The sequence below is a fragment of the Paenibacillus taichungensis genome (assembly GCF_050994985.1).
In the GTDB taxonomy this organism is placed as follows: Bacteria; Bacillota; Bacilli; order Paenibacillales; family Paenibacillaceae; genus Paenibacillus; species Paenibacillus taichungensis.
This window is the reverse complement of sequence record NZ_CP194720.1, coordinates 2,747,553-2,771,602: the sequence shown is the minus strand read 5'-3', so window position 1 is coordinate 2,771,602 and position 24,050 is coordinate 2,747,553. Positions and strand designations below refer to the sequence as shown.

Here is a 24,050-nt window from a genome sequence, read left to right as displayed (position 1 = left end):
GCTTTACTTCGCTGGAAATAATTATATTTGAACCGAGTTATTCATCAAATGATAAGACCTCACACGTAATGAAAGCGATTTAAAATTGTATTGACGAAAACCATTTTCATAATTATTATGTAAATGAAAATAGTTTTAGAGAGGTGGATATCACTGTGAAGCAATATTTTGAGAAGGCTCAGAAGTTTGGTAAATCGTTTATGCTTCCTATTGCTGTTTTACCAGCGGCGGGTCTATTACTGGGGATTGGAGGGGCTTTGTCCAACGCCAATACGATTAACTCGTATCCATTTTTGCAGATCACATGGTTGCAGCAAGTGTTTACGGTGATGAGCAGTGCAGGAAGTATTGTGTTTGATAATTTGGCATTAATCTTTGCTATTGGTGTGGCTGTTGGACTCGCTAGAGCGGACAAAGGTACAGCAGGATTGGCAGCTGGACTTGCCTATCTGGTCATGAATGCATCGATCAATGCGATGCTGGTCAATTCGGGTAAACTTGCCGCGGATCATTTGGCTAGTGCTGGTCAAGGTATGGTACTTGGAATCCAAACCTTGCAAACTGGTGTACTCGGAGGGATTGTTGTCGGATTAGTTACCGCATGGCTTCATAATCGGTACAACAAAATAGAACTTCCTCAATTCTTAGGGTTCTTTGGAGGTTCACGTTTCATTCCTATCGTTTCATCTTTTGCGGCCATCTTTATTGGTATTGCTTTGTTCTTGATCTGGCCAACCATCCAGCTCGGCATAACGCAGCTTGGAGGTTTGGTCGATAGAACTGGGTATATCGGAACACTGTTATACGGATTTGTTTTACGGATGCTGGGTCCACTTGGGTTGCACCACATCTTTTATCTGCCTTTCTGGCAGACGGGAGTTGGAGGAACAATGGAGGTTGCGGGAAAAGTTTACGAAGGAACACAGAATATTTTCTTTGCTCAATTGGGAGACCCTGCAACCGAGAAGTTTTTCTCGGGTACATCCCGATTTATGTCAGGACGTTTTATCACGATGATGTTTGGTTTGCTCGGTGCGGCACTCGCTATTTATCATACGGCCAAGCCTGAACGTAAAAAAGTAGTTGGCGGATTGATGTTGTCTGCGGCACTCACTTCGTTCTTGACAGGAATTACGGAGCCTCTGGAATTCTCATTCCTGTTTGTTGCTCCAATCCTGTATGTCATTCACGCCGTATTTGATGGATTGGCATTTATGCTTTCACATATTTTTGAGATTACAATCGGTCAGACTTTTTCAGGTGGATTAATCGACTTTATCTTATTCGGGGTACTTCAGGGTAATGCCAAAACGAACTGGATTATCGTTCCCATCATCGGAGTGGTCTGGTTCTTCCTTTATTACTTCACCTTCCGAATCTTGATTGTGAAGCTCAATTTAAAAACTTCGGGACGTGAGGAAGAAGTAACATCAGAGCCAGACGCCAAAACGCAAAGTCAGCAGTCTAATACACCCGCATCAACGAAAGGTGAAGAACGCTCCATCGCTATCCTGAATGGACTTGGCGGTGCAGACAATATTAACGAATTGGATTGCTGTGCAACACGGCTTCGCGTATCTGTGAAGGATATCGAGAAGGTTCAAAAGGATGCGCTTACAGCTACTGGAGCCAAAGGGGTAGTACTTGTCGGTAACGGAGTGCAGGTTATTTATGGCCCTCAGGTTACCGTGATCAAAAATGAAATCGAAGAAATTATGGAAACGGAGTAATTGCAATGAATGGAGATAAATTAGATAACTTAGGTTTACAAGGTGGTCTCGTTGTATCATGTCAGGCTTTGGAGCACGAGCCACTTCATAGTTCGTTGATTATGGGACGCATGGCAGTCGCGGCAAAAGAGGGGGGAGCGATCGGTATTCGTGCGAATACTGCTGTAGATGTGAAAGAGATCAAAGAACAGGTTGATCTTCCCGTCATAGGTATTGTGAAAAGAAACTACGGAACCAATCCCGTATTTATTACACCAACGATCTTGGAAGTGGATGAACTTGCCGAGGTCCATGCAGAGATTGTTGCGGTTGATGCCACTTTGCGTGCACGGCCGGACGGTAAATCACTGGATGAATTCGTACATGAAATTCGCACCAAACATCCTCAACTTCTATTAATGGGGGATATTGCAACGAAAGAGGAAGCCGTTAATGCAGAACGACTTGGTTTTGACCTGATCTCCTCTACATTGGTCGGATATACAGAGGAGACAGCAGGGATTAAACTGTATGATAATCAATTTGCAGCCTTGAAAGAAATTCTAACTAGCGTACAGACGCCTGTTGTTGCGGAAGGGAATATCATGACACCGGAGATGGCGGCAACGTGTCTGGAAGCTGGAGTCTATTGTGTCGTTGTTGGTGGAGCCATTACGCGTCCTCAACAAATTACGGAGCGTTTTGTCTCTGAAATTGCCAAATTGAAAAAAACTTCTCCTTCTGTCCTATAAAAAAGAGAAGTTAACAAACAGCCAACGAATCAAGTTGGCTGTTTTGTTATTCAGCAGAATATAGAGCTTTTAACGTTTGCTGCCGCGCACTAAGTAAATGTTCATCCTCAAGTAATAGCAGTGAAATCACATCCAGGATGTAAATAATGGCCAACTGGCTGTTGATAAAGTTCACATCTCCGGTTCGCCCAATATCCGGTGTGAAAATGCACAAATCCGAGATTTCGGAGAGGGGGGTGTGATCAAAATTAGTAATTCCAACAACTTTGCTTCCTCTTTTTTTGGCAGCATTTAATGCATCACTGACTTCTAAGGTTCGTCCTGAATTGGATAAACCAATAACCAGATCATCTTCCCCCAAAAGAGAAGCACTCATGATCATCATGTGTGAATCCGTCACCGCATCAATGACGATATCCATCCGCATTAGTCTGTATTTGAACTCCAGAGCAGATAAACCTGAACTTCCCAAACCATACACATAGATTCTGCGAGCTTTTTTTATGTACTGGACCACTTGTTCGATTCTGTCGGTATCCAGCATTTCTGCGGTTGCGTTGATGATATCATTGTGGATCTGCTGTGTTCTTATAAAGAAATCCGTTTGATTGCGGGGTTGATCCACTTCACGGTTAAGTCGAATTTTAAAATCTACAAAGGTAGAACAACCTACTTTTTTACAAAATCGAGTAATGGTTGACATGGAAGCATTGGTGTAAGCAGCCAAATCCCTAATATTAATATTATTAATGGATGATTTATTACGCATCACATAATCAGCTATTTCCTTTTCTTTCGCTGAAAAACGTTGATATTCAAGCTGCAGCATGTCGATGACACTAGATGACATTATGATTCCCCTTTCCCAGAACATGTTAACTTTTGTATAGTCTATCCTCATTAGTCTACTTCCTAAAAGCCAATTCATCAAACCTTTAAAAATAGTCTGTATATTTTGATCCAAATAGGAGGAAAACCATATTAATTATTATGTTAACTAAAAACATTGTCCATATTATAAGTCAAATAAATGTAAGAGTTTACATAAGTTTTACTTCCCGCTAACCGGTTGCTGATCTTCCCTTGTTATGCTAGGCCTGTTTGGATTTACATAAGCCAACCAATCATACATACAAAGGAGAGAATTATGATCAGTCACCTCTACAAAAAGATGTTATCCATCCTGTTATCGATTGCTTTGATATTCGGATGGCTTGCGGGATTTGGGGGAGTTAATTCAGCCCAAGCCGCATCATTGTCTGAGCCTGAGATGCTGTTAGAGCGTAATGCCAATTGGCATTATTTCGATCAGGGTCAGGATCTACAAGCGGAATGGCGCGCTTCATACGATGATTCGTCCTGGAATTCAGGACAGGCTCCATTTGGTTACAAAGACAACGGTAATGGCGTAAGCACTTCCTATTTTGGATCACTCAAAACGGAAGTCAGCTACGGTCTGGACAAAAAAAATAAACCCCGCACAACCTATTTCCGGACCAACCTAAACGTTAACAAAGATCAAATTGACGGTTACGGGCAAATTCTTGGCACATTCGGTATTGATGACGGTGCAGTGATCTATGTGAATGGTGTGGAAGTCATTCGTTTTGGCATGCCGGATGGAGAGATTGTGTACTCTACTCAAGCAACCTCAAATAAGGACTTGCCGGTAATGTATGAGAATATCGACCTAACTGAGCCAATGAAAGCCAATTTGCATGAAGGCTCAAACGAAATTGCGGTCGAAGTGCATCAACAGAGCGACAGCAGCTCTGACCTGTATTTTGACATGGAGCTTAAAGCCTTGGCTAATGCGCCATCGCTGGATATCAGCAAAATAACGGTTACCTTCTATGGAGATGCAACAAGTAGCAAAGGCTTCACTTGGTATACTCCTCTTGCATCTGCACAGAGCACTGTTCAAGTGGTGCCGAAACAAGGAGGAGGCGTTGCCGACTTCAGTCAGGCCCAAATTTTCAATGGGCGTGCAACCGTCGCTTCCAACTCCCCGGGAGAAATGGTGCATAAGGCGGAAGCGACAGGCCTTTCCCCTGACACTTCTTATTCTTTTCGTGTTGGTGATCAAGATCTGGGTATATGGAGTGAGGTTGGAACGTTCAAAACGGCTCCGGTTGATGGAGCATTTACCTTTATTGACCTGACGGATACACAAGCGAAGGAAGAGGATGAGGCGATCCTGTCCGGCTCTACTCTATCCAAAGCACTCGCGACTGTTCCGAATGCTGAATTTGTCGTCCATAACGGAGACGTTGTGGAGAATGGCACTTCAGAGCAAGAATGGAATTGGCTGCTTGGTCATTCGCAAGCCACTCTTATGAACACGACCATTGCACCGTCTGCTGGCAATCATGAGAATAAAAATTATGCGTTCTACGAGCATTTTAATGTGAAGCAGCCAGACGGTGCTGCAACGGTAACAGGCGCATATTATTCGTATAATTACAGCAAAGCTCATTTTATCGTATTGAACTCCAACGAGGATTCATCGGCCTACGCCAACTTCTCGAATGAGCAAGTCGCATGGATGAAGCAGGATGTAGCGGAAGCAAAAGCCGCAGGAGCCAAGTGGATTATCGTTAATATTCATAAAGGCCCGTATACGACATCGAATCACGCCACGGATAGCGACATTATTGGTGCAAACGGGGAACGAAAAAAAATCGCCCCGCTCATGAACGAACTGGGGATTGATCTGGTCCTTCAGGGACATGACCATATCTATGCACGGACGAAGCCGATCAAGAGCGATGGTACCGCTGAAGATGTGTCCAAAATAACGGAGACCTTCAATGGACAGAGTATCGAATACGCGGTCCAACCGGATGGAACCATTTATATGATTCCTGCTACCGCCGGGGCCAAAGTATACTTCAAAAACGTAAAACCAGAACTTGGTGAAGCGTACTTCAGCTTGTTCGAGCGTGCGGAAGAAAACCACTCACGGCAATATGGCGACACCACGAGCGCAGCCAGAGGGCAGGTTCAGAACTTCGTTTCATTGACTATTGACGGAGACAAGCTGTCCGCCGTAACGTATGAGATTGACCAAAATAAGAATGCAGAACCATTTGTCGTGGATACTTTCGGGATTATCAAGGAATCGGATACAGTTCCTGTTCCAGAACAGGTAAGCAAGGTAACGGTAACGTTCCATGGAGATCCTACCAAGAGCAAGGGGTTCACGTGGTACACTTCAGATCAAGTAACGAATAGCGACCTTCAGGTTGTAGAGAAAACAGCTGCAACACCTGATTTCACGCAAGCCAAATCGGTTCAAGGGCGCTCTGCAAAACCTGCGAATGCTCCTACAGAACTGATGCACAAAGCAGAAGTGACAGATCTGAAAGCTAATACAACTTATTATTTCCGTGTAGGGGATGTTTCCCAGCAAGTATGGAGCGAGACAGGTACCTTCCGTACAGCACCGGAGAAAGGCAAATTCACTTTCATTGATCTGGCGGATACACAAGCGAAGGAAGAGGATGAGGCAATTCTATCCTCTGAGACATTAGCCAAAGCATTGGCTACAGTACCGGATGCACAATTTGTCGTTCATAACGGGGATATCGTGGATACTGGTGTGAAAGAGGAACAGTGGAACTGGCTGCTAGGGCATTCGCAAGAAAGCCTCTTAAATACAACCATCGTTCCGTCCGCAGGGAACCATGAGGACAAGAATTATGCGTTTATCGATCATTTCAACATCCAGTCACCGGTGAATTCCGCTACGGAGACGGGAGCTTACTATTCTTATAATTACAGCAATGCGCATTTTGTTGTGTTGAACTCCAATGAGGATTCGGATGAGTATGACAACTTCTCATTAGAGCAAGTCGAGTGGCTGAAGAAAGATGTTCAGGCTGCCAAGAAGAATGGATCCCAGTGGATAATCGTTAACATTCACAAAGGGCCGTACACGACGTCAAATCACGCAACGGATTCGGACATCATGGGAGCAAACGGTGTACGTACCAAGATTGCACCGATCATGGCGGAGCTTGGCATCGATTTTGTACTCCAGGGACATGATCACATCTATGCCCGCACAAAACCGATTGATCAGCAGGGGAAAGCGCGTCAGCCTGAAATGATCACGGAGATGCAAAATGGACAGAAAATCGAGTACTCTGTGAATCCGGATGGCACAATCTATTTGATCCCGGCAACAGCTGGTCCAAAAGTGTATTACAAAAATCCGAGCACAAGTCTCGGTGATGCTTATTACAATCTTTTTGAACTGGCAGAGGAGAATCATGCAGCCAAATATGGTCCTGATCCGAATGACAACCGTCGACCAATGCGCAGTCAGGTACAGAATTTTGTGGGCATTACGATTGACGGCAGCAAACTGACAGCTGTAACGTATGAAATTGACCAAAATCAAAATGGAGCAGCGCCGTTCATTGTTGATCAATTCGGTATCGTGAAGAAGACGGAACCATCGAATCCGGGACCAGGAACGTCCAATCCGGGAACATCGAATCCCGGCTCAGGTTCAGGTTCAGGTAATGGTTCCGGTAGCAGTAATGGTTCTTCAGGAACCGGTGGCGATACAACAACCGGAAACGGTTCGAACAGCGGTAGTGGTAGCGGAACTGATTCCGGCAACAAACCGGATACTGGATCTGGCAATAACGGAAACGGAGGCACTGCGCCAGCCTTGAAAGATACAGCCGGACACTGGGCAAAATCAGCAATTGATAAAGCCGTGACGGCTGGATTCGTCAATGGTTATGGTGATCAGACCTTCCGTCCGAATCAGAAAGTCACACGTGCCGAGTTCATTACGATGCTGGGCCGTGCCTTGAATCTGAATACCGTAAGCGAGACTATTCACTATACGGATGATAACAAGATTCCTTCATGGGCGAAGCCTTATATTACAGCCGCTGCATTCGCTGGCATTGTCAATGGTTACGAAAATGGCTCGTTCGGTCCTAGCAAGACGCTGAGCCGGGCGGAGATGGTAACTATGATTGCACGCGCTGGCGGAATTCAAACGAATTCCAATGCGAAACTGGATTTCAAAGATGCAAAGGATGTCCCAGCATGGGCCGTATCCTATGTAGCTTCTGCCGTGGAAGCAGGTCTGGTGGGCGGTGTAGGTGGCAATCGATTTGCTCCGATGCAGACAGCTACCCGTGCTGAAGCAGTTACACTTATTGTTGGGCTTCTTGAACAATTGAAATAACGCTAAACCTAATTTCCTGGAAACCAATGCGGAACGTTCCCGCATTGGTTTCTTGTTTTATTCTGGAGACCAGGAAATATTAGAGACATTGCAAAAGAATCAGAGTCCCTGTACAGTGGATGAATCATTAAGCAACAATGACTCCAAGAAGGAGGGTATCTATGAAGTCACACACCTCTGAGCGTATTAAATTCCCGGCAGGGTTTTGGACAGGCTTGCATCAATTAGGGATTGCTGCCCACGATGTAGCTCGCAAAGCACAACTGCCGCTCATGATTATAACTGAACCAGCCGTCACGACCGCTCAATATTTCGCGATCTGGCAGGCATATTCCGATCTCGTTGGTGACACTGCCGAAGGAATCATCAAACTTGCAAGCGTCTTTGAAACGGGGAAATACCCGCCGAGTGTCTTAGCGACCTACCATGCACGTGACTACCGTGATGCATTACACCGAATGGCTCGGTACAAACAACTTTGTCCCCCTGAAAGCTTGCGTATCACTGAGGAGGGCGATGATTGTTCAATTGAACTGGAATGGTCTAACGAACAACCAGGTCCGTCATTGCTGGTTGGAGTCACACTGGCATTTCTCCTCGAACTTGGGCGCCGGGGAACAGGTCAACCTTTGACCGCGCGGCTTGTCGAATTTTCGCACACCATGGGTGATGTTCGAACCCTTGAGACTTATTTTGGCTGCCCAATTCGGATTGGTGCAACATGTAACCGGCTCACCTTACATCGCAAAGATTTGGACCGTCCGTTTCTTTCATACAACGAAGAGTTACTGGAGATCCTTACTCCCGCCCTGGACCGATCGCTGAATGAACAGCAGGGCAGTCGTTCTATTACAGACATGGTCAAATGGATTATGAAACGCAGTCTCACAGGAGGTCGCCCCGACATTCAGGTCGTTGCCAAGGAATTGGGTATGAGCGATCGGACCTTGCAGCGCCGGCTTACAGAAGAGAATACAAGTTTCAAGCATCTATTGACGCAAGCAAGACATGAGCAGGCACGAGCCTACTTGGCAGACCCTACACTGGACATTAAAGAAGTAGCTTTCTTAATTGGATATGAAGACCAGAACTCATTCTACCGTGCCTTTCGTTCATGGGAAGGGGATACGCCAACGAATTGGCGTACGGAATATTTAGGAACGAATTCGCTATCCGAAGGATCGCCAGAATCATCAACTCTTCATTAACTGAATGCTTTATATCATTTGGCGTGTGATGCAAGAACTTTGGCGCAACACGCTAGTTACTCGGCTATGTAGACAAGGTAATATAAATCCTATCCGGAGCACAAGACTGTTTATAACATGATAACGATTCAGCTTGCCGCTACAAGAAAATAAAAGGAGTAGTTGATATGGATATGGGTTTATACGGTAAAACAGCTTTGGTTACAGGATCGACGAAGGGGATAGGGAAAGCCATTGCCATTGAACTTGCCAAAGAAGGGGTTAATGTGCTCATCAATGGACGAAATGATGCAGAGGTTGAGCGCGCAGTTCATGAAATAAAGACCGAGTTTCCCGCTACCTCACCTCAAAAAGCTACAGCTGATCTGGTGGACATTGGTCAAAGAGAAGCCTTATTTGAAAAATACCCCCAAATTGATATCCTAGTGAACAATATGGGAATTTATGAAATGATGCAATATGAAGATATCAGCGATGAGGTTTGGGAGAAATACTTCCGTACGAATGTTCTCGCTGCAAATGCTTTGTCCAAATTTTACATGCCTAAAATGTTGCAAAATGATTATGGCCGCATGATCTTTATTGCGAGTGAAGAAGCCATCATGCCTTCAGGACAAATGCCTCAGTATTGTATGACCAAATCCATGTTATTATCGTTGTCCAAAAGTTTATCGAAATTAACGGTAGGAACAGAAGTTACCGTCAATACAATCATGCCAGGACCCACCCTCTCTGAAAATGTGCAACAAATCATAGAGAGCATCTACCCTGATGAATCGATGACTTTTTTAGAAAAAGAGAAGGATTTTATGCGCAAAAACCTGCCTCAATCCGAAATTCAACGATTTATCAAGCCTGTTGAGATAGGCAGATTGGCCACATTTGTGTGCAGTCCGTATGCATCGGCATTCAAAGGTTCTCCAATCCGTATGGATGGGGGAATGGTGCCAACCATCTTCTAAACTTTGCTTTTCACTATACAACTGAACGTAAAGAACCTTGAGGGAAGCCCAAGGTTCTTTTTTCGTTTCCATATATCTATAAGCTTAATGGATCAAATCCGATTCGTTTTCTGATACACTGATTGATTTTATAACAAGCTCACTGAAAGCTTTAACGGCTGGAGATAGCCATTTTTTCTTTTTAATCAGCATATGGGAGTAAAGGGGGTCAAACTGTTCGGAATGACTCACAATCTTAAGTTTTCCTCGTTCCACGTCCTCTTTAACTGTCATGTAAGGTAAAAAAGAAAAGCCGAGTCCACTCATAACGGTTTGTTTGATGGCTTCAATACTCCATAACTCCATCGTTTGAAACGGAGGAATATCATGTTTTACAAGATGTTTTTCAAACATGGTTCGATAACTGCATCCTTCTTCGTTGGTGATAAAAAAGGTGGGGTTGTTCTCCAGTTTATACGCATCAAAATGTTCCGGGCCGTCATTGCTGGAAACCAGTACTATTTTTTCCTCGATTAGCTGGTAATGAATGCATTTTTCCGGATGCAGCTCTGGGTACACCATCAAAGCTACATCTACACGCCCACTTATCAAATCAACCTGGTTTTGCTCACATGTACCGTTGGTAAGGATGAATTGAACTTGAGGATATTTCGATGAATACTCTTTGATGATCGGACTTAATCTGGAAATTGTTAAAGACTCTGGTGCAGCTATCCTTAATATACCTTTAACTTCCTGTTCGCTTCTTATACTTTTAATCTGATCATGAGTTGCCAGCAAATCTTCTGCCAGCGGTATTAATTCCCTCCCCAGATGTGTAAGCTTCAATTGTCTTTTTTCGTATGTGAAAAGCTCCCCGCCAATCTCTTCTTCGAGGGACTGTATATGAGCCGTGATCGTGGATTGTGTGTAGCCCAATTGGGATGCGGCACCGGTATAGCTTCCAACCTCGACAATCGTCTGAAATGTGACAAGATGTCTAATTTCCATCCAAGTTCTCCTTAGCTTGAGACATGTATCGATAAAAATGATAATGCTTTTAATTATTTCGATTTTATTAAGGGTTTAATTCATCATACAATAAAGTCCTTCAGATCGTAAATGATTTCATTGGGGGGTACAGCTTGAATATTGTAGCATTTCTAACGTATGTGATCGTGACCTCCATAACACCTGGACCAAGCAACATCTTGATGATGAATGAGGCACGGAAATTTGGCTTTATTAGATCATGGAGATTTAATGGTGGTATTTTAGCGGGGTTTGGCTTATTGGGGATCATAAGCGGCGTATTTACAACAAGCCTATATCACTGGTTGCCAGTTGTAGGGCCGTATTTTAAATGGGCTGGTGCAGCATATATGCTTTATCTGGTGTGGCTTATGATGGGGAATAAAAGTTCGGAAAAGGATTCGAGGGATGTGCAATCGTCATTTTTATCCGGTGTTATGCTCCAACTTATCAATGTCAAAAGTATATTGTTTTTTCTAACGGTGATGAGTGCTTTCATTTTGCCTTCTTCACCTTCTGGCGGGAGTCTTGTTATTTATTTGAGTTTATCGATCCTTCTGGGATGGTTGTCGTTACTTGTATGGTCGGGGTTTGGCTCTATGTTCAAAACCTTTCTAACTGTCCATGACAGGTCATTTCGATTGCTGATGTGTCTGTTGTTGACATACTCAGCGATACGTATTTTTATTTAACTCAAACCGTAGGAGGATAATTGAAATGAAACCGTTCAAGATCGCTATTCCAGAGCAACAATTACATGATTTATCTAACAGATTGAAACAGGTTCGATGGCCCTCTCGATTCTCTGAAGAACCATGGGCTTTGGGGACAGATTATTCCTTTTTGAAGCGATTAGTGGATTACTGGAGTTCGGAGTATAACTGGCGCGAGCAAGAAGCAAGACTGAATCGTTTCCCGCAATATATTGAGAACGTGGATGGTTTCGATATACATTTTGTTCATGTTCGAGGTGAAGGAGTTTCATCACGGCCGATGCTACTGACTCATGGTTGGCCAGGATCATTCGTAGAAATGTTAGAACTGATTCCTTATCTAACAACCCCATCATTATATGGTGGACAGGCTGAAGACGCATTTGATGTGATTATTCCTTCTTTGCCGGGATTCGCATTTTCGAGTAAACCCACTCAGCCTGGGGTAGGTTCCAAATATGTAGCTACACTTTGGGCGAAACTGATGGATCGTCTGGGTTATGAAAGGTATTTTGTACAGGGAGGGGATATTGGAGCAGGAGTCTCAACGTGGTTAGCCTTCATCTACCCTGAGCGGGTGAGAGGACTTCATCTTAATTATATTCCTGGAAGCTACAGGCCACCACTTACTCAGAATACACCTTCGATGAGCAAAGAAGAGCGCACATACCTTGACTCCGTAGCGGAATGGTCGGAACGAGAAGGCGCTTATAGCGCCCTTCATAGAACCAAGCCGGAAACTTTGGCTTTTGCACTGAGTGATTCCCCGGCAGGTCTTGCCAGCTGGATGCTAGAAAAATTTCGGGGGTGGAGTGACTGTAAAGGAAATATTGAGAGTTCCTTTTCACTTGATCATATCCTCACGAATATCTCGATATACTGGTTTACCAATACGATTGCATCTTCCATGCGAATCTATACTGAAGGTGGCAAAATGCCACTGCATTTCACGGAAGGCCAGCGCATTACTGTTCCAACAGGGGTTTCCGTATTTCCCAAGGAGTTGCCGATGCCTCCACAAAGCTGGGTAGAGCGTGTGTATCATGTTACGTACTGGGAGGAAGCGGATAAAGGGGGGCATTTCGCTGCGATGGAACAGCCAAAGTTATTAGCTGAACATCTTCATCGTTTTATTCATTCCATTAATTAATTTCTCATACAATCCTTTTCTGGACTTTAACGGGAACAAAACGTAACCATTCAGAAAGTCGCCTGTTGGCGGCTTTTTATATAGTTATGCAAGTTTGTTTATGCAAGTTTGTTTGGTTACGAATGATATTCTCTAACCGTATATATGCAGTTTCTTCCTCCAGCCAAAATATACTCTCCACGTTCAATATGAACTTGATCCCCCAGAACCGTTTTGAATAAATGCAATTCATTCTTACATAAGCCGGTACATACTGCTGCAGCTTCACAGATGGGACAATGCTTCTCTATAAATAAGAGGCTACCATCGCCTTGATCCTTAACCTCGGCCATATAGCCTTCATTTGTTCGAATTTCAGCCAGTTTCTCCAGCCTTTCCTTCACGCCGGATGCATCACCAATGTACTGAAGATATTGTTCTTGCATATTTTTATTCCGAACACTGAGCAGCTTGTCCAGTCCTTCATTTCCGAAAGCTTCTTTCATGGAATTGATCAGACTGACGGATAACTCCGAATATCCACTAGGGAAAAAACGATCAGCAGCGGGGGTTAATCTCCATAGCTTGGTTGGTCGACCCATGGGACGAGCCTCTTCTTCGAAAGTAACCAATCCTTCTTCTTTCAGTGCATTTAAATGCTGCCTGATAGCCATTCCAGATAACGCAAATTGGGAGGAGAGTGCCACAACATCCATTCCACCTTGCTGTTTAAGCAGGTTAATGATTGCTTTTCGGGTACTGGTTGAGGCATCCTTTTTCGTTTGATCCCGGCTCATGGTGAACCTCCTTTTTAAGCAACTGAATCTTCATTATTTCATACATTTTAAACAAATACATTGACAAAGTCAAAGGCGAACTGTAGTTTAAACTTTGTAAAGTAAAATGTTTACTAAGTATCCGGATACGGTGTATACATAAAATTCTCTTGGAGGTCCCATATCATGTCGTCCCATTCTCAAAGTATTTTCAGTCCGCGTTATTTTGCATTATCCATAGGAATTATATTGTCAGTGATGGCTGTTGGATTTGAAGGTTTGTCGGTAACGACAATTGCTCCTTCAATTGCTGGAGACCTGAACGGTCTTAACCTGTTCGGCTGGATATTCAGTACATATTTGCTTGCACAGATTATAGGCACCTTGGTTGTTGGTCGGATTATTGATAGAAGGGGACCTGCAGTACCATTTACGCTCGCACTTCTATTGTTTATTGTCGGGCTGGTCGCAGCCGCAACTGCAGGAGATATGTACACCATGATCGCGTCACGGGCCATGCAGGGTTTGGGTGCTGGAGCTATGATGACTTGCGTGTACACGGCCATTTCCTTAAGTTATCCGGACGAATTACGCGCCAAAATACTGGGAGCATTCGGTACAGCCTACGTTCTTCCGTCCATGCTTGGTCCATACATTGCAGGCCTTATTGCAGATCAGTGGTCATGGCGCTTTGTGTTCTGGGGGATTCTACCAATCTTGTTGATTTCAGCACTCCTTAGCTTACCTGCATTTACGAAATTAAAATCACAGCCTGCCCAAGGGGCGAATGGATCTGCCGCAACTTGGATGGCACTGCTATTAACGATAGGTACGGGGACTTTATTAGTGGGACTTGGCAAGCTTCCGTCAATTATTGGATTTGTTATTGTCCTTATCGGGGGAGTACTGATGGTATACCCACTGCGCAAACTGCTGCCGGAGGGAACCCTTGCTTTGCGAAGAGGTATGCCCGCTATACTCGCTACGCGTGGATTGTTCTTCGCTGCTTATACCAGTACACAAAATTTCTTGGTATTGGCTTTAATTGAGGTCAAAGGCATTACACCTTCTCAGGCTGGTTTAATTGTAGCAAGCGCTGCACTGAGCTGGTGTGTCATTGCTTATTTGCAAGGTCGTTGGGACTCGGCAGATCAGGGTCGTGGACGTCATAGACGAATTATTACTGGTGTTTTCCTGCTTGCCATCGGAATTACCATCGTATTTTGGGTTCCTGTTGTGACCGTTACCGTAGCGGTTATAGGCCAGATCATAGCTGGAATAGGCATTGGATTAGCACATCCGATTAGCGGTGTTGTTGCGTTTTCCCAAACAGGAGAGGAAGGCGTTGGCAAAACCTCGGCAAATCTGCAATTTGCAGATTCGTTTACACCGGGCGTAGTCATCGGAATCGGTGGTTCCATCCTGGTGGTGTGTCAAGTTGGCGGGATGTCATTGCAATCAGGATTAATCGTAACGATGGGCTTTCATCTGTTGTTGATTGTCTTGAGTTTGATTGCCAGTACTCGGATTGCTCCAGTAACAGACCAAATAAGAACGGGACTGCAATCGTTGGGTGTGAAAAACAAATAAACGGGGGTAAGCCAAGGAAGGTGTGATGGTACGATGTTGACTTCGGATACCGAGAAACTTTTCACAGCCTATCGTATTATTGGGACGAAATGGACGATCCATATCCTATGTACTCTTTCGCAAGGTCCTAAGAAATTCAGCGAGATTTACGAAAATGTGCCTTCCATCTCAGAAGCGATCCTATCCAAACGATTAAAAGGTCTTCAGGATGATCAGTTGGTGAAGAGAAAAGTTCGAACACATCCCATACAGATCATGTATGAACTTACACCCAAAGGGGCCGCTCTAGCTGCTTTCATACCCTGTTTGATGGAATGGTTTACTACAAATATGAATTAACGCAATGGAATATCCTGCGATTGCCATCATTTTTTCCGGAGGTTTTCTGAATGAACCATGTGTTAATCCTATCAGATACGCATCACATTGTTAAAAGTTTAAGTTTGTTGATTCAAACCGAGCCGTCGTTACATGTACTGGAGGCTACTCGTGATGTGATCGGCAACATGGATCAACTTCCGGATAATTCTGTGATCATCGTAGATATGAATGTGGACAATATTGAGCTGCTAATAGAACAATTTCCCGAGAAATATCGAGTGATATTGTATAGCGGATCGCTGGAACTTATGGATATTCCTATCCATCTGCAATCAACAGGTTGTCGTTATTTTAATGCATATACGAGTCCTGAAGAAATCATTAAGATTTTAATGGGCTGCGTTTGAAAAGCAACAGCTTAGCCAAAAAATACGCTCCAAGGAGGTATAACAATGATTCAGGTCAGTGAAGCAGCAGCAGAAAAAATCGTTGAAATCCTGGCAAGTGCGGATACCCAGAATTCTTTCCTTCGGGTCGGGGTGGATGAGGGGGGATGCAGTGGTTTATCCTATAACCTTATCGTAGATGAACAGCAAGAAGAAGGGGATATTTTATTAGATAAAGGTGTGTTTCGTATATTGGTTCACACCAATTCGGTCCCATATATTGAAGGACTTGAGATTGATTACGAAGAAAGTGGAATGTTAGGGGGATTCACCATGAATAATCCTAATGCAAAAGTTTCATGTGGATGCGGGGCCAGCTTCCGATTGGCGAATTACCGTGGTGAGGTCAAAAAATGTGATTAATTGTCAGGATGACGGAATATTTTCAACCAATATCTCATATTAAACATACAATGAAGGAGCTTTCTATTGGCCGATCGTGCAATCATGTCTTTTCAACTCAGGGAGAGAATGTCATGAATATTTTTGAAAATCACATACCTTTGGAAAAATTGAAATGGAATGAGCCATTAAAAGACCACACGTATATCAAACTGGGTGGTAAAGCAGACATACTTATCCATCCTACAACGAAAGAAGAAATTATTAACGTGATTAACATTGCAAAAACACATCAAATACCTCTGACGGTCATTGGAAAAGGATCAAATGTCATTATCAAAGATCAGGGCGTACGTGGAATAACGCTTTCTCTGAGCCAATTTGATCAGATTAAAGTCTATGGTGACAAGATTGTAGCGCAGAGCGGTTCCAACATTATTGATGTGTCACGTACAGCTTTGGATAACAGCTTAACAGGTCTGGAGTTTGCATGTGGGATACCCGGAAGTACAGGTGGCGCTTTATATATGAATGCAGGAGCTTATGGTGGTCAGATAGATGAGGTCGTTGAACGAGCGCTAGTGGTTACTAAACATGGAGAGCTGCTTAACATGGTCCGAGATGACATGCAGCTTGGTTATCGAAACAGTATCTTCCGAACGGATCACTACATCATACTTGAAGTGGAATTTAAGCTTAAACCAGGGAACAAGGATAACATCTCGAGTACCATGCAGGATTTAACGTTTAAAAGGGAATCCAAACAACCGCTTGAATTTCCCTCTTGCGGAAGTGTATTCAAACGTCCAGAGGGACATTATGTTGGAAAACTCATTCAAGAATGTAACTTACAAGGCACTCGCATTGGGGGAGCAGAAATTTCCAAGAAGCATGCTGGTTTTATCATTAATGCAGATGACGCCACTGCTGAGGATTATTTGGAATTAATCAAATTAATTAAAAAAACAGTGCGTGATCAATTTAATATTGAATTGGAGACGGAAGTCATTATTTTGGGAGAGTAGGCTGCTATGAACAGTGAGCTAAGTGTTGTCATCTATATTCTGGTTCTCCTTAGTTCACATGAAAATGAGAAGTTAACCAGTACTCAGATCTCTGAAAGGATTCGGGTGAACCCGGCAAGGATACGCCGAGTCCTTAGCTCGATCAAAAAAGTGGGATACGTTAAGTCAAAAGAAGGTATAGACGGTGGTTATGTTTTGTCCAAAGACCCGCATGAGATAACCTTGAAAGATGTGTACACCCTGGTATCTTCCAAACCGCTTCAGACCCCCAAACCATCCATGATGACAAAAGGGAATTTAACAGCAGAGGTAGATATTCAGCTCGTGAACATTTTCATAGAAAGTGAAAAACAGTTAATGCAGCAGTTAGAAAAAATCACCCTAGGCAGTATGCTTCATGTGATGAAGGAATGTGCGTTGGGAAACGTGGAATCGTTTGATGATAAAGAAGAAATCATTGGAGGTTAATGTTGTGAAATTAATCGGATTGTCCGGGTCACTGATTGGATCAAAGACACCAGTAGGTGTGGATGCTGTACTCCAATTCGTAAAAAATAATCATCCAGAAATTGAAGTTGAACTCATAGATTTAAGAGATTATAAAGGGATCGAATTTTGCGATGGTCGCAAGTTGGAGGATTACAATGAAGACACCCAGTCGGTGGTTCAAAAATTGATAGATGCTGACTTTTACGTGATCGGCACACCAATATATCAATCCTCTCTGACAGGCGTACTGAAAAATGTATTCGACCTTCTGCCTGTGCAGAGTATTTACAATAAAGTGATGGGTTTTCTAGCAACCGGTGGCACCTATCAACATTATTTGGTAGTGGAAAATCAATTAAAACCGATTGCCGGCTTTTTCCGCTCTTATGTCGCCCCAAGCTATGTATATCTGAATAGTGATCATTTTGATGCTGAGAATAACATTAAAGATACTGAAGCCTTAAGTCGTCTGGAAAAGTTGGCTGAGGAGCTGGTCTTCATGCAGACTCAATTAAAAGCTTGATCCCGCTGAAATAAGCAAGGAGTCGCCAATTTGGCGGCTTTTTTGTTTTAAGTTCAATATAAATCTCATAACAAGAGTATAACTATTAAGCAATTCAATGCGTTATATTCATAAAGATTATAGATACGATAGCTCTCTCAAGAAATACACATCTATTAAGGTAACTAATGTAGAAACTATTACAATGGAGGGTATTATGCTCAAAACGAAAAAGAATCGACCGTTTACGAATTTGAAAGGTCAACTATTCCGATGTATCGTCGCAAGCTTTACAGCTGTGGGGCTTCTTGCTCTGGGGGGGAACGCCGTTATTCTGTCTCAAGCACATGCAGACGCACCTGATGTTTCGGTACGCAACTGGTATTCCTACATGGGGATTTCGGTACCAGAACTTAAGCCTTCCTGGACTGCAAAGGTGGACAATTATTTGAATATGAACGAACCTTATATTGGTCATCAGGCAGTAGCAGAAGAGGGTAAGGTATTCACTTTCGCTGATAGAAAACTGATCTCATTGGATGCAAAGACAGGCAAACGGCTATGGTCTTACGGAAAAGGATTAAAACCCTATGTTGTTTACCATAATAACGTCATTTACGGTCTTACTGGGGAGCATAAGCCTTATGCTTTGAACGCGAAGACAGGAAAAGCGATTTGGCAATCAGGCTCATCCACCTGGATCGATACACGATATCGTACAGAAATGTTAGTTCCAACGGGCGATACGCTTTATATTATCCAAGGCAGTACAACATTTGCATTTGATATGAAGACGGGCAAGCTGAAGTGGAGGGCTGACGAGCCGCTTGGTGAAGGAAACGGTACCGACTACCTGGAGGAATCTAATGGCGTCGTGCTTCGAACCTTTTATGTACAGGGGGCACTTACGTCCATTCAACTAAATGCATATGACAAGAAGACAGGCAAAAAGTTATGGGACGATTTCGGTCAAGGAGAAGCACTTCAAATTAAAGACGGTCTCGTGTATTCGGTTGATTATCATTCTTCCAAACTGACAGAATATCAATCAAAACCGGAACGTAAAGTGAGTGTGAATGCCTATAACCTCAAGACTGGCGTACAAAAGGGGAGCCTTGAATATAACTGGAAAATGAATGGTGATCCACCGTATGACTATGGGTATGGGAGTGTATTTGCAAGCAATGGAAAGGTATACATTGAACAAGGAGATCGGGTGGCGGAATACAACTTTGACAAATATATAGCTAATGCAGATCCTCTTCGGACTTATCCGCGCCCTTTTTATAAAGAAAACGGGCTGTCGCTTGGTATCGTGCAGGAAAGGCTGATATACAAAAATGAAACAACGGGAGAACTAGCGGGTATCAAGCTGGTGAATGGTCAGGAAATCAAGTGGTATGGCGACGCCCCTGTTGCTCAAATTAGCGTGTACGGCAAAGGAATGTACCGAACGCAGCGTAACGGAACAATGTTCGGAATTAATATGTTGACTGCTACACCCGTCTTTCGGGTAACCACCGGGGCAGATTTACACGAAGCGACGCTGAAGACAGATGGTATGATCATAATACAGGCGGAGGGTAAACTCCTCGGTGTAAAGCTGCCCGCATCGCTGAGATAAGCAAAGACTGAGTTGTGCTTCCATAAAAGAAAAGAACAAAGGTAGCCGGTCAGTGTGATCGGCTGCCTTTGTTTGTTTTTCATCTTCATAAAAGCAGAATTCATACTAAAGAGGCCAAAAAGTCAAAAATTATTTTTTCTCATGCGTGGCTTTTTTGCTTCCTCCGGTGTCTAATTAAATGTAAATCAAGAGGAGGTTCCCCACCATGTCAGGAGCTCATGACACGAAACCTGTTTATCCGGATGAACAGGACAGCATCGCCATCTTTGAGAACATGTATGAGCAATATCGTCAACGAATCAGCAAATACTTCTCACTGAAATTGAATCCGTTGGTTGCAGATGATTTGACCCAACAGGTATTTTTGAAAGCAGTCGAAAATATTCACAGCTTTAAAGGAAGCTCTAATTTATTCACCTGGATCTTTAAGATTGCTCAGAACACGGTGAAGAACGAATATCGCAGGTTATCGCGACAAAAAGAATCTCCTTATGATTTTACAGATTATGAATCGCAATCGATCTCTCTTGAATTTACGAAACATGTTGATATTCGCATTGATATTGGCTCTGCGTTACAAAAGCTGGATGAGATTGATCAGGAAATTATTGCATTACGCTTTTTCGTTGACTGCACCTTGCCCGAAATATCCAAGATTGTTGGACGACGGGAAAGTGCAGTAAAGAACAGACTGTACCGGGCTTTGGAGAAATTAAGAAAAGAACTGAAAGAGTGGGGGGATATTGCCATCATGTCTATTCAAGACCTGATTTCCATTGTAAATAAAGGTGAAAACCAAGATACGAATGATCGTACGAAGAAAGTGCATCAAGATTTGTTCGATGAGCTCAACAATAGTGTTGAACGAGTGTCGACCAAATATAAACATCATCCATCACAAAAGGTAGTTATTGAAATTTATCCTGATCTGCCAACGTTCCATCAAGCTGTCGGCGAAACAGATGCTCCGAATTGGTTTATGGGCACATATGAAGGGCGTACTCTGAAAATTGTCTCTCCATTGGAGCCGGGACCGGAGCATACGTATCAATCCATTCTGAAAGGCACAGTCCACTTGTTCGCCATGTGGCTAATCAGCGATATTAATCCTGCAGCTCCGAAATGGATCAGACAGGGCATTGGTGGATATGAAGCTAAACAGATGTCCCAAGATTTCATTAAAGGATCAACGGAAGATAATATTCGTAACCAGTCGATTCCATCTTTTGATGAATTAAATAACGATACGTGGGATTTTGAAACGATGAAAGGTTTTCAGTTCTCTTATATGATGGTGGAATTTGTGGTTGAGCGATACGGGATAGAGGCATTAAACAAACTGATTCGTAATCCTCAAGATTTTGAAGGGATCTTTCAATGTAGTGAGACTGAACTGTATGAGCAATGGGTGAAGTATATAGAAATATAATAGAAATACAACCTTATACTTTTGTTTATAGGCTCGGTGATAAATCGGGCTTTTTTTGTATTCGTAAAGTCTTGGAGCATTGAGGTAGAGGAATTCGTTCATATTTGACTTAGAGTACACTTTAAGTTGTAAACTTGAAGAAGACACATCTGGAAGGAGATTATTTTGATGAACCAGGATAATAAGCCAAAAACCTCACAACATAAAATAGGTTCCGGATTCAACCATCGCACGACAGCTGAGGAAGTGTTGAATAACACGGATTTATCCGGGAAACTTGCTATCGTTACAGGTGGATATTCCGGATTGGGACTGGAGACTACACGTGCACTCGTTCGTGCTGGAGCCAAGGTTGTTGTAACCGCACGTCGGTCAGCCATCGCCAAAGAGGCTCTTACAGGGCTAGCTGGTGTAGAGATCGATGAAATGGACCTCGCAGATCTCACCAGTGTCCGTGCTTTTGCCGATCGTTTTCTGTCAAGCAACCAGAGTATCGACATGTTGATCCTTAATGCGGGGATTATGGCTTGTCCAGAGACTCGCGTAGGGCCGGGCTGGGAAGCACAATTTGCTACGAACCATCTTGGACATTTCACACTAACTAACTTATTATGGCCGGCACTCGTAAGTGAGGAAGGAGCACGGGTTGTATCTGTTGCATCAACAGGACATCATTTCTCACCAATTCGCTGGGACGATATGCAATTTGAGAACGGCTATGAAAAGTTTCCTGCTTACGGACAGTCCAAAACAGCAACCATTCTGTTTAGCGTTGAACTGGATAGACGTGGTGCAGATCAGGGAGTGCGTGCGTTCTCTGTGCATCCGGGTGGAATTCTGACGCCGCTGCAACGACATATGCCGAAAGAGGAAATGATCGCATTGGGCTGGATTGATGAGTCTGGTCAAGTTGCCAATCCAAACTTTAAAACGCCAGAGCAAGGGGCAGCAACGCAAGTATGGGCAGCGACATCTCCGCAACTTGAGGGAAAAGGTGGCGTGTATTGCGAGGATTGTGACATCAGTGAGCCAGCTCCTGCGGATGGAGCCTTCTTTGGAGTCAAGGACTATGCTATCGATCCTGAGCAAGCCCGTCGTCTATGGGAAGTTTCCGCCCAGTTGACTCAAACGGATTTACCAATCTCTTAAGATCTGTTTTCTGTTCACGAGGAAAGTCGCCTGAAATGGCGGCTTTTTTTGTGTTGGAAATGCCCTTCGTGAACAGCATCCTGTGCAAAAGATGTTTTAAAATAAAGTTCAAGATTTAGAAACTTAATCATTTCAAAAGAGAAACGTAAAACGCATCAAATCCTTAGACTCGATGCGTTTATTTTATATTGAAGTCACAGGTTTATTTTTTAGTATAAGATCCTAATTGTTTCTGTGAAAAAGAATGAACGGAGTTTTTGTTTCTCAGCCACATATTGCCTTTAACAATTAAAACATAGACAGCTACGATAAAATAAATGGTGCTCCACATCCAATTTGCTGGTGTTAACATATTCTGTTCATAGGCACTTTTAATGTACCAGATTCCAATTGGCAAATGCAGAAATATCGCTGAAAATAATCCGGGATTATATATACTTTTTGCCTTTATATTGGCGAAGATGCCATGCCAGATAATCTGGAAAAAACCCATTAATACAGGTGCCAGACCCAGCCATACAATGGAAGGGAAGAATACAGGCGGTAAATAAAACACATAGGCGATAATCAGATTAATAATCATGGCTGACTGCTGATTTAACGGGTATCTCTCAGGTGTCTTACTTTGGAACAGAGCTTTATTAAACAATCCTGCAAAGTAACCCGGCCATCGATATTCTTCAAATTGGTGCAGGAGTATGGCAATAAAGCTTAACCACAAAATGCTGTTAATGCGCGGAAGTGTTCCCCAATCCAAGATGAGATAAATGCATACAAGGCATGCAATGATCAATCCCAAGTCTTGCCAATGTTTTCTTAACATGTTCAACTGAATCGCCTCCATCAATGTTGTTTAATGAAAGTATCTTTCAAAGAGCAAGTCAATTTGTGCTTCTATCGGAGCAATCTTCACAGATGCTCCTTTTTCCAGAATAGGACTCATAAGTGCCGGGAGAAAAAGCGCCCCGAAAACTTGCGTCATCATTGTGGTCAGTCGTTCCGGTTGTTGCTCTCCGGTTATCTCTTTTAACGTATTTTGAACTTTGGGGAACCCCAATAAATTTAAGAATGAACCGTATTCCTGTTGAGATGAGAAATCTGCTGAACCCATAAGAATAATTCTGGATAACAATTCGGGATATTCACGGATGACTTGTAAATAATCCATTAAGAATTGCTTTAATCGATCTCGGGCGGGAATAGATAATTCATCGAGTATAACAAAGGTATGCTGAAAGCTACTCAGAATCATTTTAATAGATTCACTGATCAAATTTTCTTTGGAGCCGAAGTAATAATTAACCAGGGATACATTTGTGCCAGAGGCTTCGGCAATTTTTCGAATGGTGATGCTTTCAAATCCACTTTGTTTGGTGAACTCCAGTGTGGCTTGCATAATCTTTTCTTTTGTTTCACTTTTCTTGTCTGGTTCCATATGTAAAACCTCCAATAAAGTTATTCAAACAATGTTTTAAACAGTGTTTGAATTTATATTAGCACGATTTCCTAATATTGCAAGTCATACATTTGGATTATTGACCATTAACTAAGAAACATCATATCGAAGGCTTTTTATGAAGACATGTGCAGTTTTTCGTGGTGTTTTACTATGAAATGCGGAAAGGTTGATGTAACAAAAATATCTCTAAACAAAAAGTGCT

At 43.1% G+C, this 24,050-nt stretch carries 22 protein-coding genes; 17 read left to right on the top strand and 5 right to left on the bottom strand.

The genetic code is table 11. The features are described 5' to 3' along the window. The first annotated feature begins 155 nt into the window (after positions 1-155). Together ptsG and ACR1R9_RS12425 are read left to right on the top strand one after the other, a co-directional pair. Positions 156-1,730, top strand: coding sequence for a glucose-specific PTS transporter subunit IIBC (gene ptsG, locus ACR1R9_RS12430; RefSeq protein WP_433923561.1), 1,575 nt, complete (start codon positions 156-158; stop codon positions 1,728-1,730). 5 nt (positions 1,731-1,735) lie between these two features. Then, the gene (locus ACR1R9_RS12425) at positions 1,736-2,461 is read left to right on the top strand and encodes an N-acetylmannosamine-6-phosphate 2-epimerase (RefSeq protein ID WP_310852974.1); all 726 of its coding nucleotides are present in this window, start codon (positions 1,736-1,738) and stop codon (positions 2,459-2,461) included. Positions 2,462-2,507: 46 nt separating this feature from the next. On the opposite strand, the gene ACR1R9_RS12420 is transcribed toward ACR1R9_RS12425, so the two are convergent. Next, the gene (locus ACR1R9_RS12420; RefSeq protein ID WP_175382795.1) at positions 2,508-3,290 is read right to left on the bottom strand and encodes a MurR/RpiR family transcriptional regulator; all 783 of its coding nucleotides are present in this window, start codon (positions 3,288-3,290) and stop codon (positions 2,508-2,510) included. Between the two features lie 318 nt (positions 3,291-3,608). Here ACR1R9_RS12420 and ACR1R9_RS12415 point away from each other — a divergent pair, with 318 nt between their 5' ends. The 3 genes from ACR1R9_RS12415 (at position 3,609) to ACR1R9_RS12405 (ending at position 9,843) form a co-directional block, all read left to right on the top strand. Then, positions 3,609-7,673: an S-layer homology domain-containing protein gene (locus ACR1R9_RS12415; RefSeq protein ID WP_433923562.1), complete on the top strand. Its 4,065-nt coding sequence runs from the start codon at positions 3,609-3,611 to the stop codon at positions 7,671-7,673. A 161-nt stretch (positions 7,674-7,834) separates the two neighbouring features. After that, positions 7,835-8,881: a helix-turn-helix domain-containing protein gene (locus ACR1R9_RS12410; RefSeq protein WP_433923563.1), complete on the top strand. Its 1,047-nt coding sequence runs from the start codon at positions 7,835-7,837 to the stop codon at positions 8,879-8,881. Positions 8,882-9,048: 167 nt separating this feature from the next. Next, positions 9,049-9,843 carry an SDR family NAD(P)-dependent oxidoreductase gene (locus ACR1R9_RS12405; protein WP_076288505.1) on the top strand — a complete coding sequence of 265 codons (795 nt, stop codon included), beginning with the start codon at positions 9,049-9,051 and terminating at the stop codon, positions 9,841-9,843. A gap of 84 nt (positions 9,844-9,927) precedes the next feature. Here ACR1R9_RS12405 and ACR1R9_RS12400 read toward each other — a convergent pair whose 3' ends face one another. Beyond that, the gene (locus tag ACR1R9_RS12400) at positions 9,928-10,833 is read right to left on the bottom strand and encodes a LysR family transcriptional regulator (protein ID WP_433923564.1); all 906 of its coding nucleotides are present in this window, start codon (positions 10,831-10,833) and stop codon (positions 9,928-9,930) included. 134 nt (positions 10,834-10,967) lie between these two features. On the opposite strand from ACR1R9_RS12400, the gene ACR1R9_RS12395 reads away from it, so the two are divergent. Together ACR1R9_RS12395 and ACR1R9_RS12390 are read left to right on the top strand one after the other, a co-directional pair. Continuing rightward, on the top strand, positions 10,968-11,546 hold the full coding sequence (locus tag ACR1R9_RS12395) for a LysE family translocator (protein ID WP_433923565.1): 579 nt from the start codon (positions 10,968-10,970) through the stop codon (positions 11,544-11,546). A gap of 25 nt (positions 11,547-11,571) precedes the next feature. Further along, positions 11,572-12,717: an epoxide hydrolase family protein gene (locus tag ACR1R9_RS12390; RefSeq protein ID WP_076288508.1), complete on the top strand. Its 1,146-nt coding sequence runs from the start codon at positions 11,572-11,574 to the stop codon at positions 12,715-12,717. Positions 12,718-12,833: 116 nt separating this feature from the next. On the opposite strand, the gene ACR1R9_RS12385 is transcribed toward ACR1R9_RS12390, so the two are convergent. Next, the gene (locus ACR1R9_RS12385) at positions 12,834-13,493 is read right to left on the bottom strand and encodes a helix-turn-helix transcriptional regulator (RefSeq protein WP_072732814.1); all 660 of its coding nucleotides are present in this window, start codon (positions 13,491-13,493) and stop codon (positions 12,834-12,836) included. A gap of 165 nt (positions 13,494-13,658) precedes the next feature. Here ACR1R9_RS12385 and ACR1R9_RS12380 point away from each other — a divergent pair, with 165 nt between their 5' ends. The 10 genes from ACR1R9_RS12380 (at position 13,659) to ACR1R9_RS12335 (ending at position 22,389) form a co-directional block, all read left to right on the top strand. Next, positions 13,659-15,062: an MFS transporter gene (locus ACR1R9_RS12380; protein ID WP_433923568.1), complete on the top strand. Its 1,404-nt coding sequence runs from the start codon at positions 13,659-13,661 to the stop codon at positions 15,060-15,062. A 33-nt stretch (positions 15,063-15,095) separates the two neighbouring features. Further along, on the top strand, positions 15,096-15,401 hold the full coding sequence (locus ACR1R9_RS12375; RefSeq protein ID WP_076288510.1) for a winged helix-turn-helix transcriptional regulator: 306 nt from the start codon (positions 15,096-15,098) through the stop codon (positions 15,399-15,401). A 50-nt stretch (positions 15,402-15,451) separates the two neighbouring features. Continuing rightward, positions 15,452-15,790, top strand: coding sequence for a hypothetical protein (locus ACR1R9_RS12370; RefSeq protein WP_076288511.1), 339 nt, complete (start codon positions 15,452-15,454; stop codon positions 15,788-15,790). A 45-nt stretch (positions 15,791-15,835) separates the two neighbouring features. Continuing rightward, a complete protein-coding gene (locus ACR1R9_RS12365) occupies positions 15,836-16,192 on the top strand; it encodes a HesB/IscA family protein (RefSeq protein WP_310852982.1) in 357 nt (118 codons plus the stop codon). A 113-nt stretch (positions 16,193-16,305) separates the two neighbouring features. After that, positions 16,306-17,196 (top strand): UDP-N-acetylmuramate dehydrogenase, encoded by an 891-nt coding sequence (murB, locus tag ACR1R9_RS12360; RefSeq protein WP_433923569.1) that lies wholly within the window; start codon positions 16,306-16,308, stop codon positions 17,194-17,196. 6 nt (positions 17,197-17,202) lie between these two features. Beyond that, positions 17,203-17,664 carry an Rrf2 family transcriptional regulator gene (locus ACR1R9_RS12355; protein ID WP_433923570.1) on the top strand — a complete coding sequence of 154 codons (462 nt, stop codon included), beginning with the start codon at positions 17,203-17,205 and terminating at the stop codon, positions 17,662-17,664. Between the two features lie 4 nt (positions 17,665-17,668). Beyond that, positions 17,669-18,208, top strand: coding sequence for an NADPH-dependent FMN reductase (locus ACR1R9_RS12350; protein WP_433923571.1), 540 nt, complete (start codon positions 17,669-17,671; stop codon positions 18,206-18,208). A gap of 196 nt (positions 18,209-18,404) precedes the next feature. After that, the gene (locus ACR1R9_RS12345; protein WP_433923572.1) at positions 18,405-19,811 is read left to right on the top strand and encodes a PQQ-binding-like beta-propeller repeat protein; all 1,407 of its coding nucleotides are present in this window, start codon (positions 18,405-18,407) and stop codon (positions 19,809-19,811) included. Between the two features lie 205 nt (positions 19,812-20,016). Beyond that, positions 20,017-21,240: an RNA polymerase sigma factor gene (locus tag ACR1R9_RS12340; RefSeq protein WP_433923573.1), complete on the top strand. Its 1,224-nt coding sequence runs from the start codon at positions 20,017-20,019 to the stop codon at positions 21,238-21,240. Between the two features lie 168 nt (positions 21,241-21,408). Beyond that, positions 21,409-22,389, top strand: coding sequence for an SDR family NAD(P)-dependent oxidoreductase (locus ACR1R9_RS12335; protein WP_433923574.1), 981 nt, complete (start codon positions 21,409-21,411; stop codon positions 22,387-22,389). Positions 22,390-22,591: 202 nt separating this feature from the next. Here ACR1R9_RS12335 and ACR1R9_RS12330 read toward each other — a convergent pair whose 3' ends face one another. Both ACR1R9_RS12330 and ACR1R9_RS12325 read right to left on the bottom strand, forming a co-directional pair. Continuing rightward, positions 22,592-23,218, bottom strand: coding sequence for an HXXEE domain-containing protein (locus ACR1R9_RS12330; protein ID WP_433923575.1), 627 nt, complete (start codon positions 23,216-23,218; stop codon positions 22,592-22,594). Positions 23,219-23,242: 24 nt separating this feature from the next. Further along, the gene (locus ACR1R9_RS12325; protein ID WP_076288519.1) at positions 23,243-23,824 is read right to left on the bottom strand and encodes a TetR/AcrR family transcriptional regulator; all 582 of its coding nucleotides are present in this window, start codon (positions 23,822-23,824) and stop codon (positions 23,243-23,245) included. Positions 23,825-24,050: the final 226 nt, after the last annotated feature.

Excerpts from the sequence above, each read along its gene's own strand:
- ACR1R9_RS12425 (WP_310852974.1), top strand. The coding sequence starts at position 1,736 with ATGAATGGAGATAAATTAGATAACTTAGGTTTACAAGGTGGTCTCGTT.
- ACR1R9_RS12420 (WP_175382795.1), bottom strand. The coding sequence starts at position 3,290 with ATGCTGCAGCTTGAATATCAACGTTTTTCAGCGAAAGAAAAGGAAATA.
- ACR1R9_RS12415 (WP_433923562.1), top strand. The coding sequence starts at position 3,609 with ATGATCAGTCACCTCTACAAAAAGATGTTATCCATCCTGTTATCGATT.
- ACR1R9_RS12410 (WP_433923563.1), top strand. The coding sequence starts at position 7,835 with ATGAAGTCACACACCTCTGAGCGTATTAAATTCCCGGCAGGGTTTTGG.
- ACR1R9_RS12405 (WP_076288505.1), top strand. The coding sequence starts at position 9,049 with ATGGATATGGGTTTATACGGTAAAACAGCTTTGGTTACAGGATCGACG.
- ACR1R9_RS12400 (WP_433923564.1), bottom strand. The coding sequence starts at position 10,833 with ATGGAAATTAGACATCTTGTCACATTTCAGACGATTGTCGAGGTTGGA.
- ACR1R9_RS12390 (WP_076288508.1), top strand. The coding sequence starts at position 11,572 with ATGAAACCGTTCAAGATCGCTATTCCAGAGCAACAATTACATGATTTA.
- ACR1R9_RS12385 (WP_072732814.1), bottom strand. The coding sequence starts at position 13,493 with ATGAGCCGGGATCAAACGAAAAAGGATGCCTCAACCAGTACCCGAAAA.
- ACR1R9_RS12380 (WP_433923568.1), top strand. The coding sequence starts at position 13,659 with ATGTCGTCCCATTCTCAAAGTATTTTCAGTCCGCGTTATTTTGCATTA.
- ACR1R9_RS12375 (WP_076288510.1), top strand. The coding sequence starts at position 15,096 with ATGTTGACTTCGGATACCGAGAAACTTTTCACAGCCTATCGTATTATT.
- ACR1R9_RS12370 (WP_076288511.1), top strand. The coding sequence starts at position 15,452 with ATGAACCATGTGTTAATCCTATCAGATACGCATCACATTGTTAAAAGT.
- ACR1R9_RS12365 (WP_310852982.1), top strand. The coding sequence starts at position 15,836 with ATGATTCAGGTCAGTGAAGCAGCAGCAGAAAAAATCGTTGAAATCCTG.
- murB (WP_433923569.1), top strand. The coding sequence starts at position 16,306 with ATGAATATTTTTGAAAATCACATACCTTTGGAAAAATTGAAATGGAAT.
- ACR1R9_RS12355 (WP_433923570.1), top strand. The coding sequence starts at position 17,203 with ATGAACAGTGAGCTAAGTGTTGTCATCTATATTCTGGTTCTCCTTAGT.
- ACR1R9_RS12345 (WP_433923572.1), top strand. The coding sequence starts at position 18,405 with ATGCTCAAAACGAAAAAGAATCGACCGTTTACGAATTTGAAAGGTCAA.
- ACR1R9_RS12340 (WP_433923573.1), top strand. The coding sequence starts at position 20,017 with ATGTCAGGAGCTCATGACACGAAACCTGTTTATCCGGATGAACAGGAC.
- ACR1R9_RS12335 (WP_433923574.1), top strand. The coding sequence starts at position 21,409 with ATGAACCAGGATAATAAGCCAAAAACCTCACAACATAAAATAGGTTCC.
- ACR1R9_RS12325 (WP_076288519.1), bottom strand. The coding sequence starts at position 23,824 with ATGGAACCAGACAAGAAAAGTGAAACAAAAGAAAAGATTATGCAAGCC.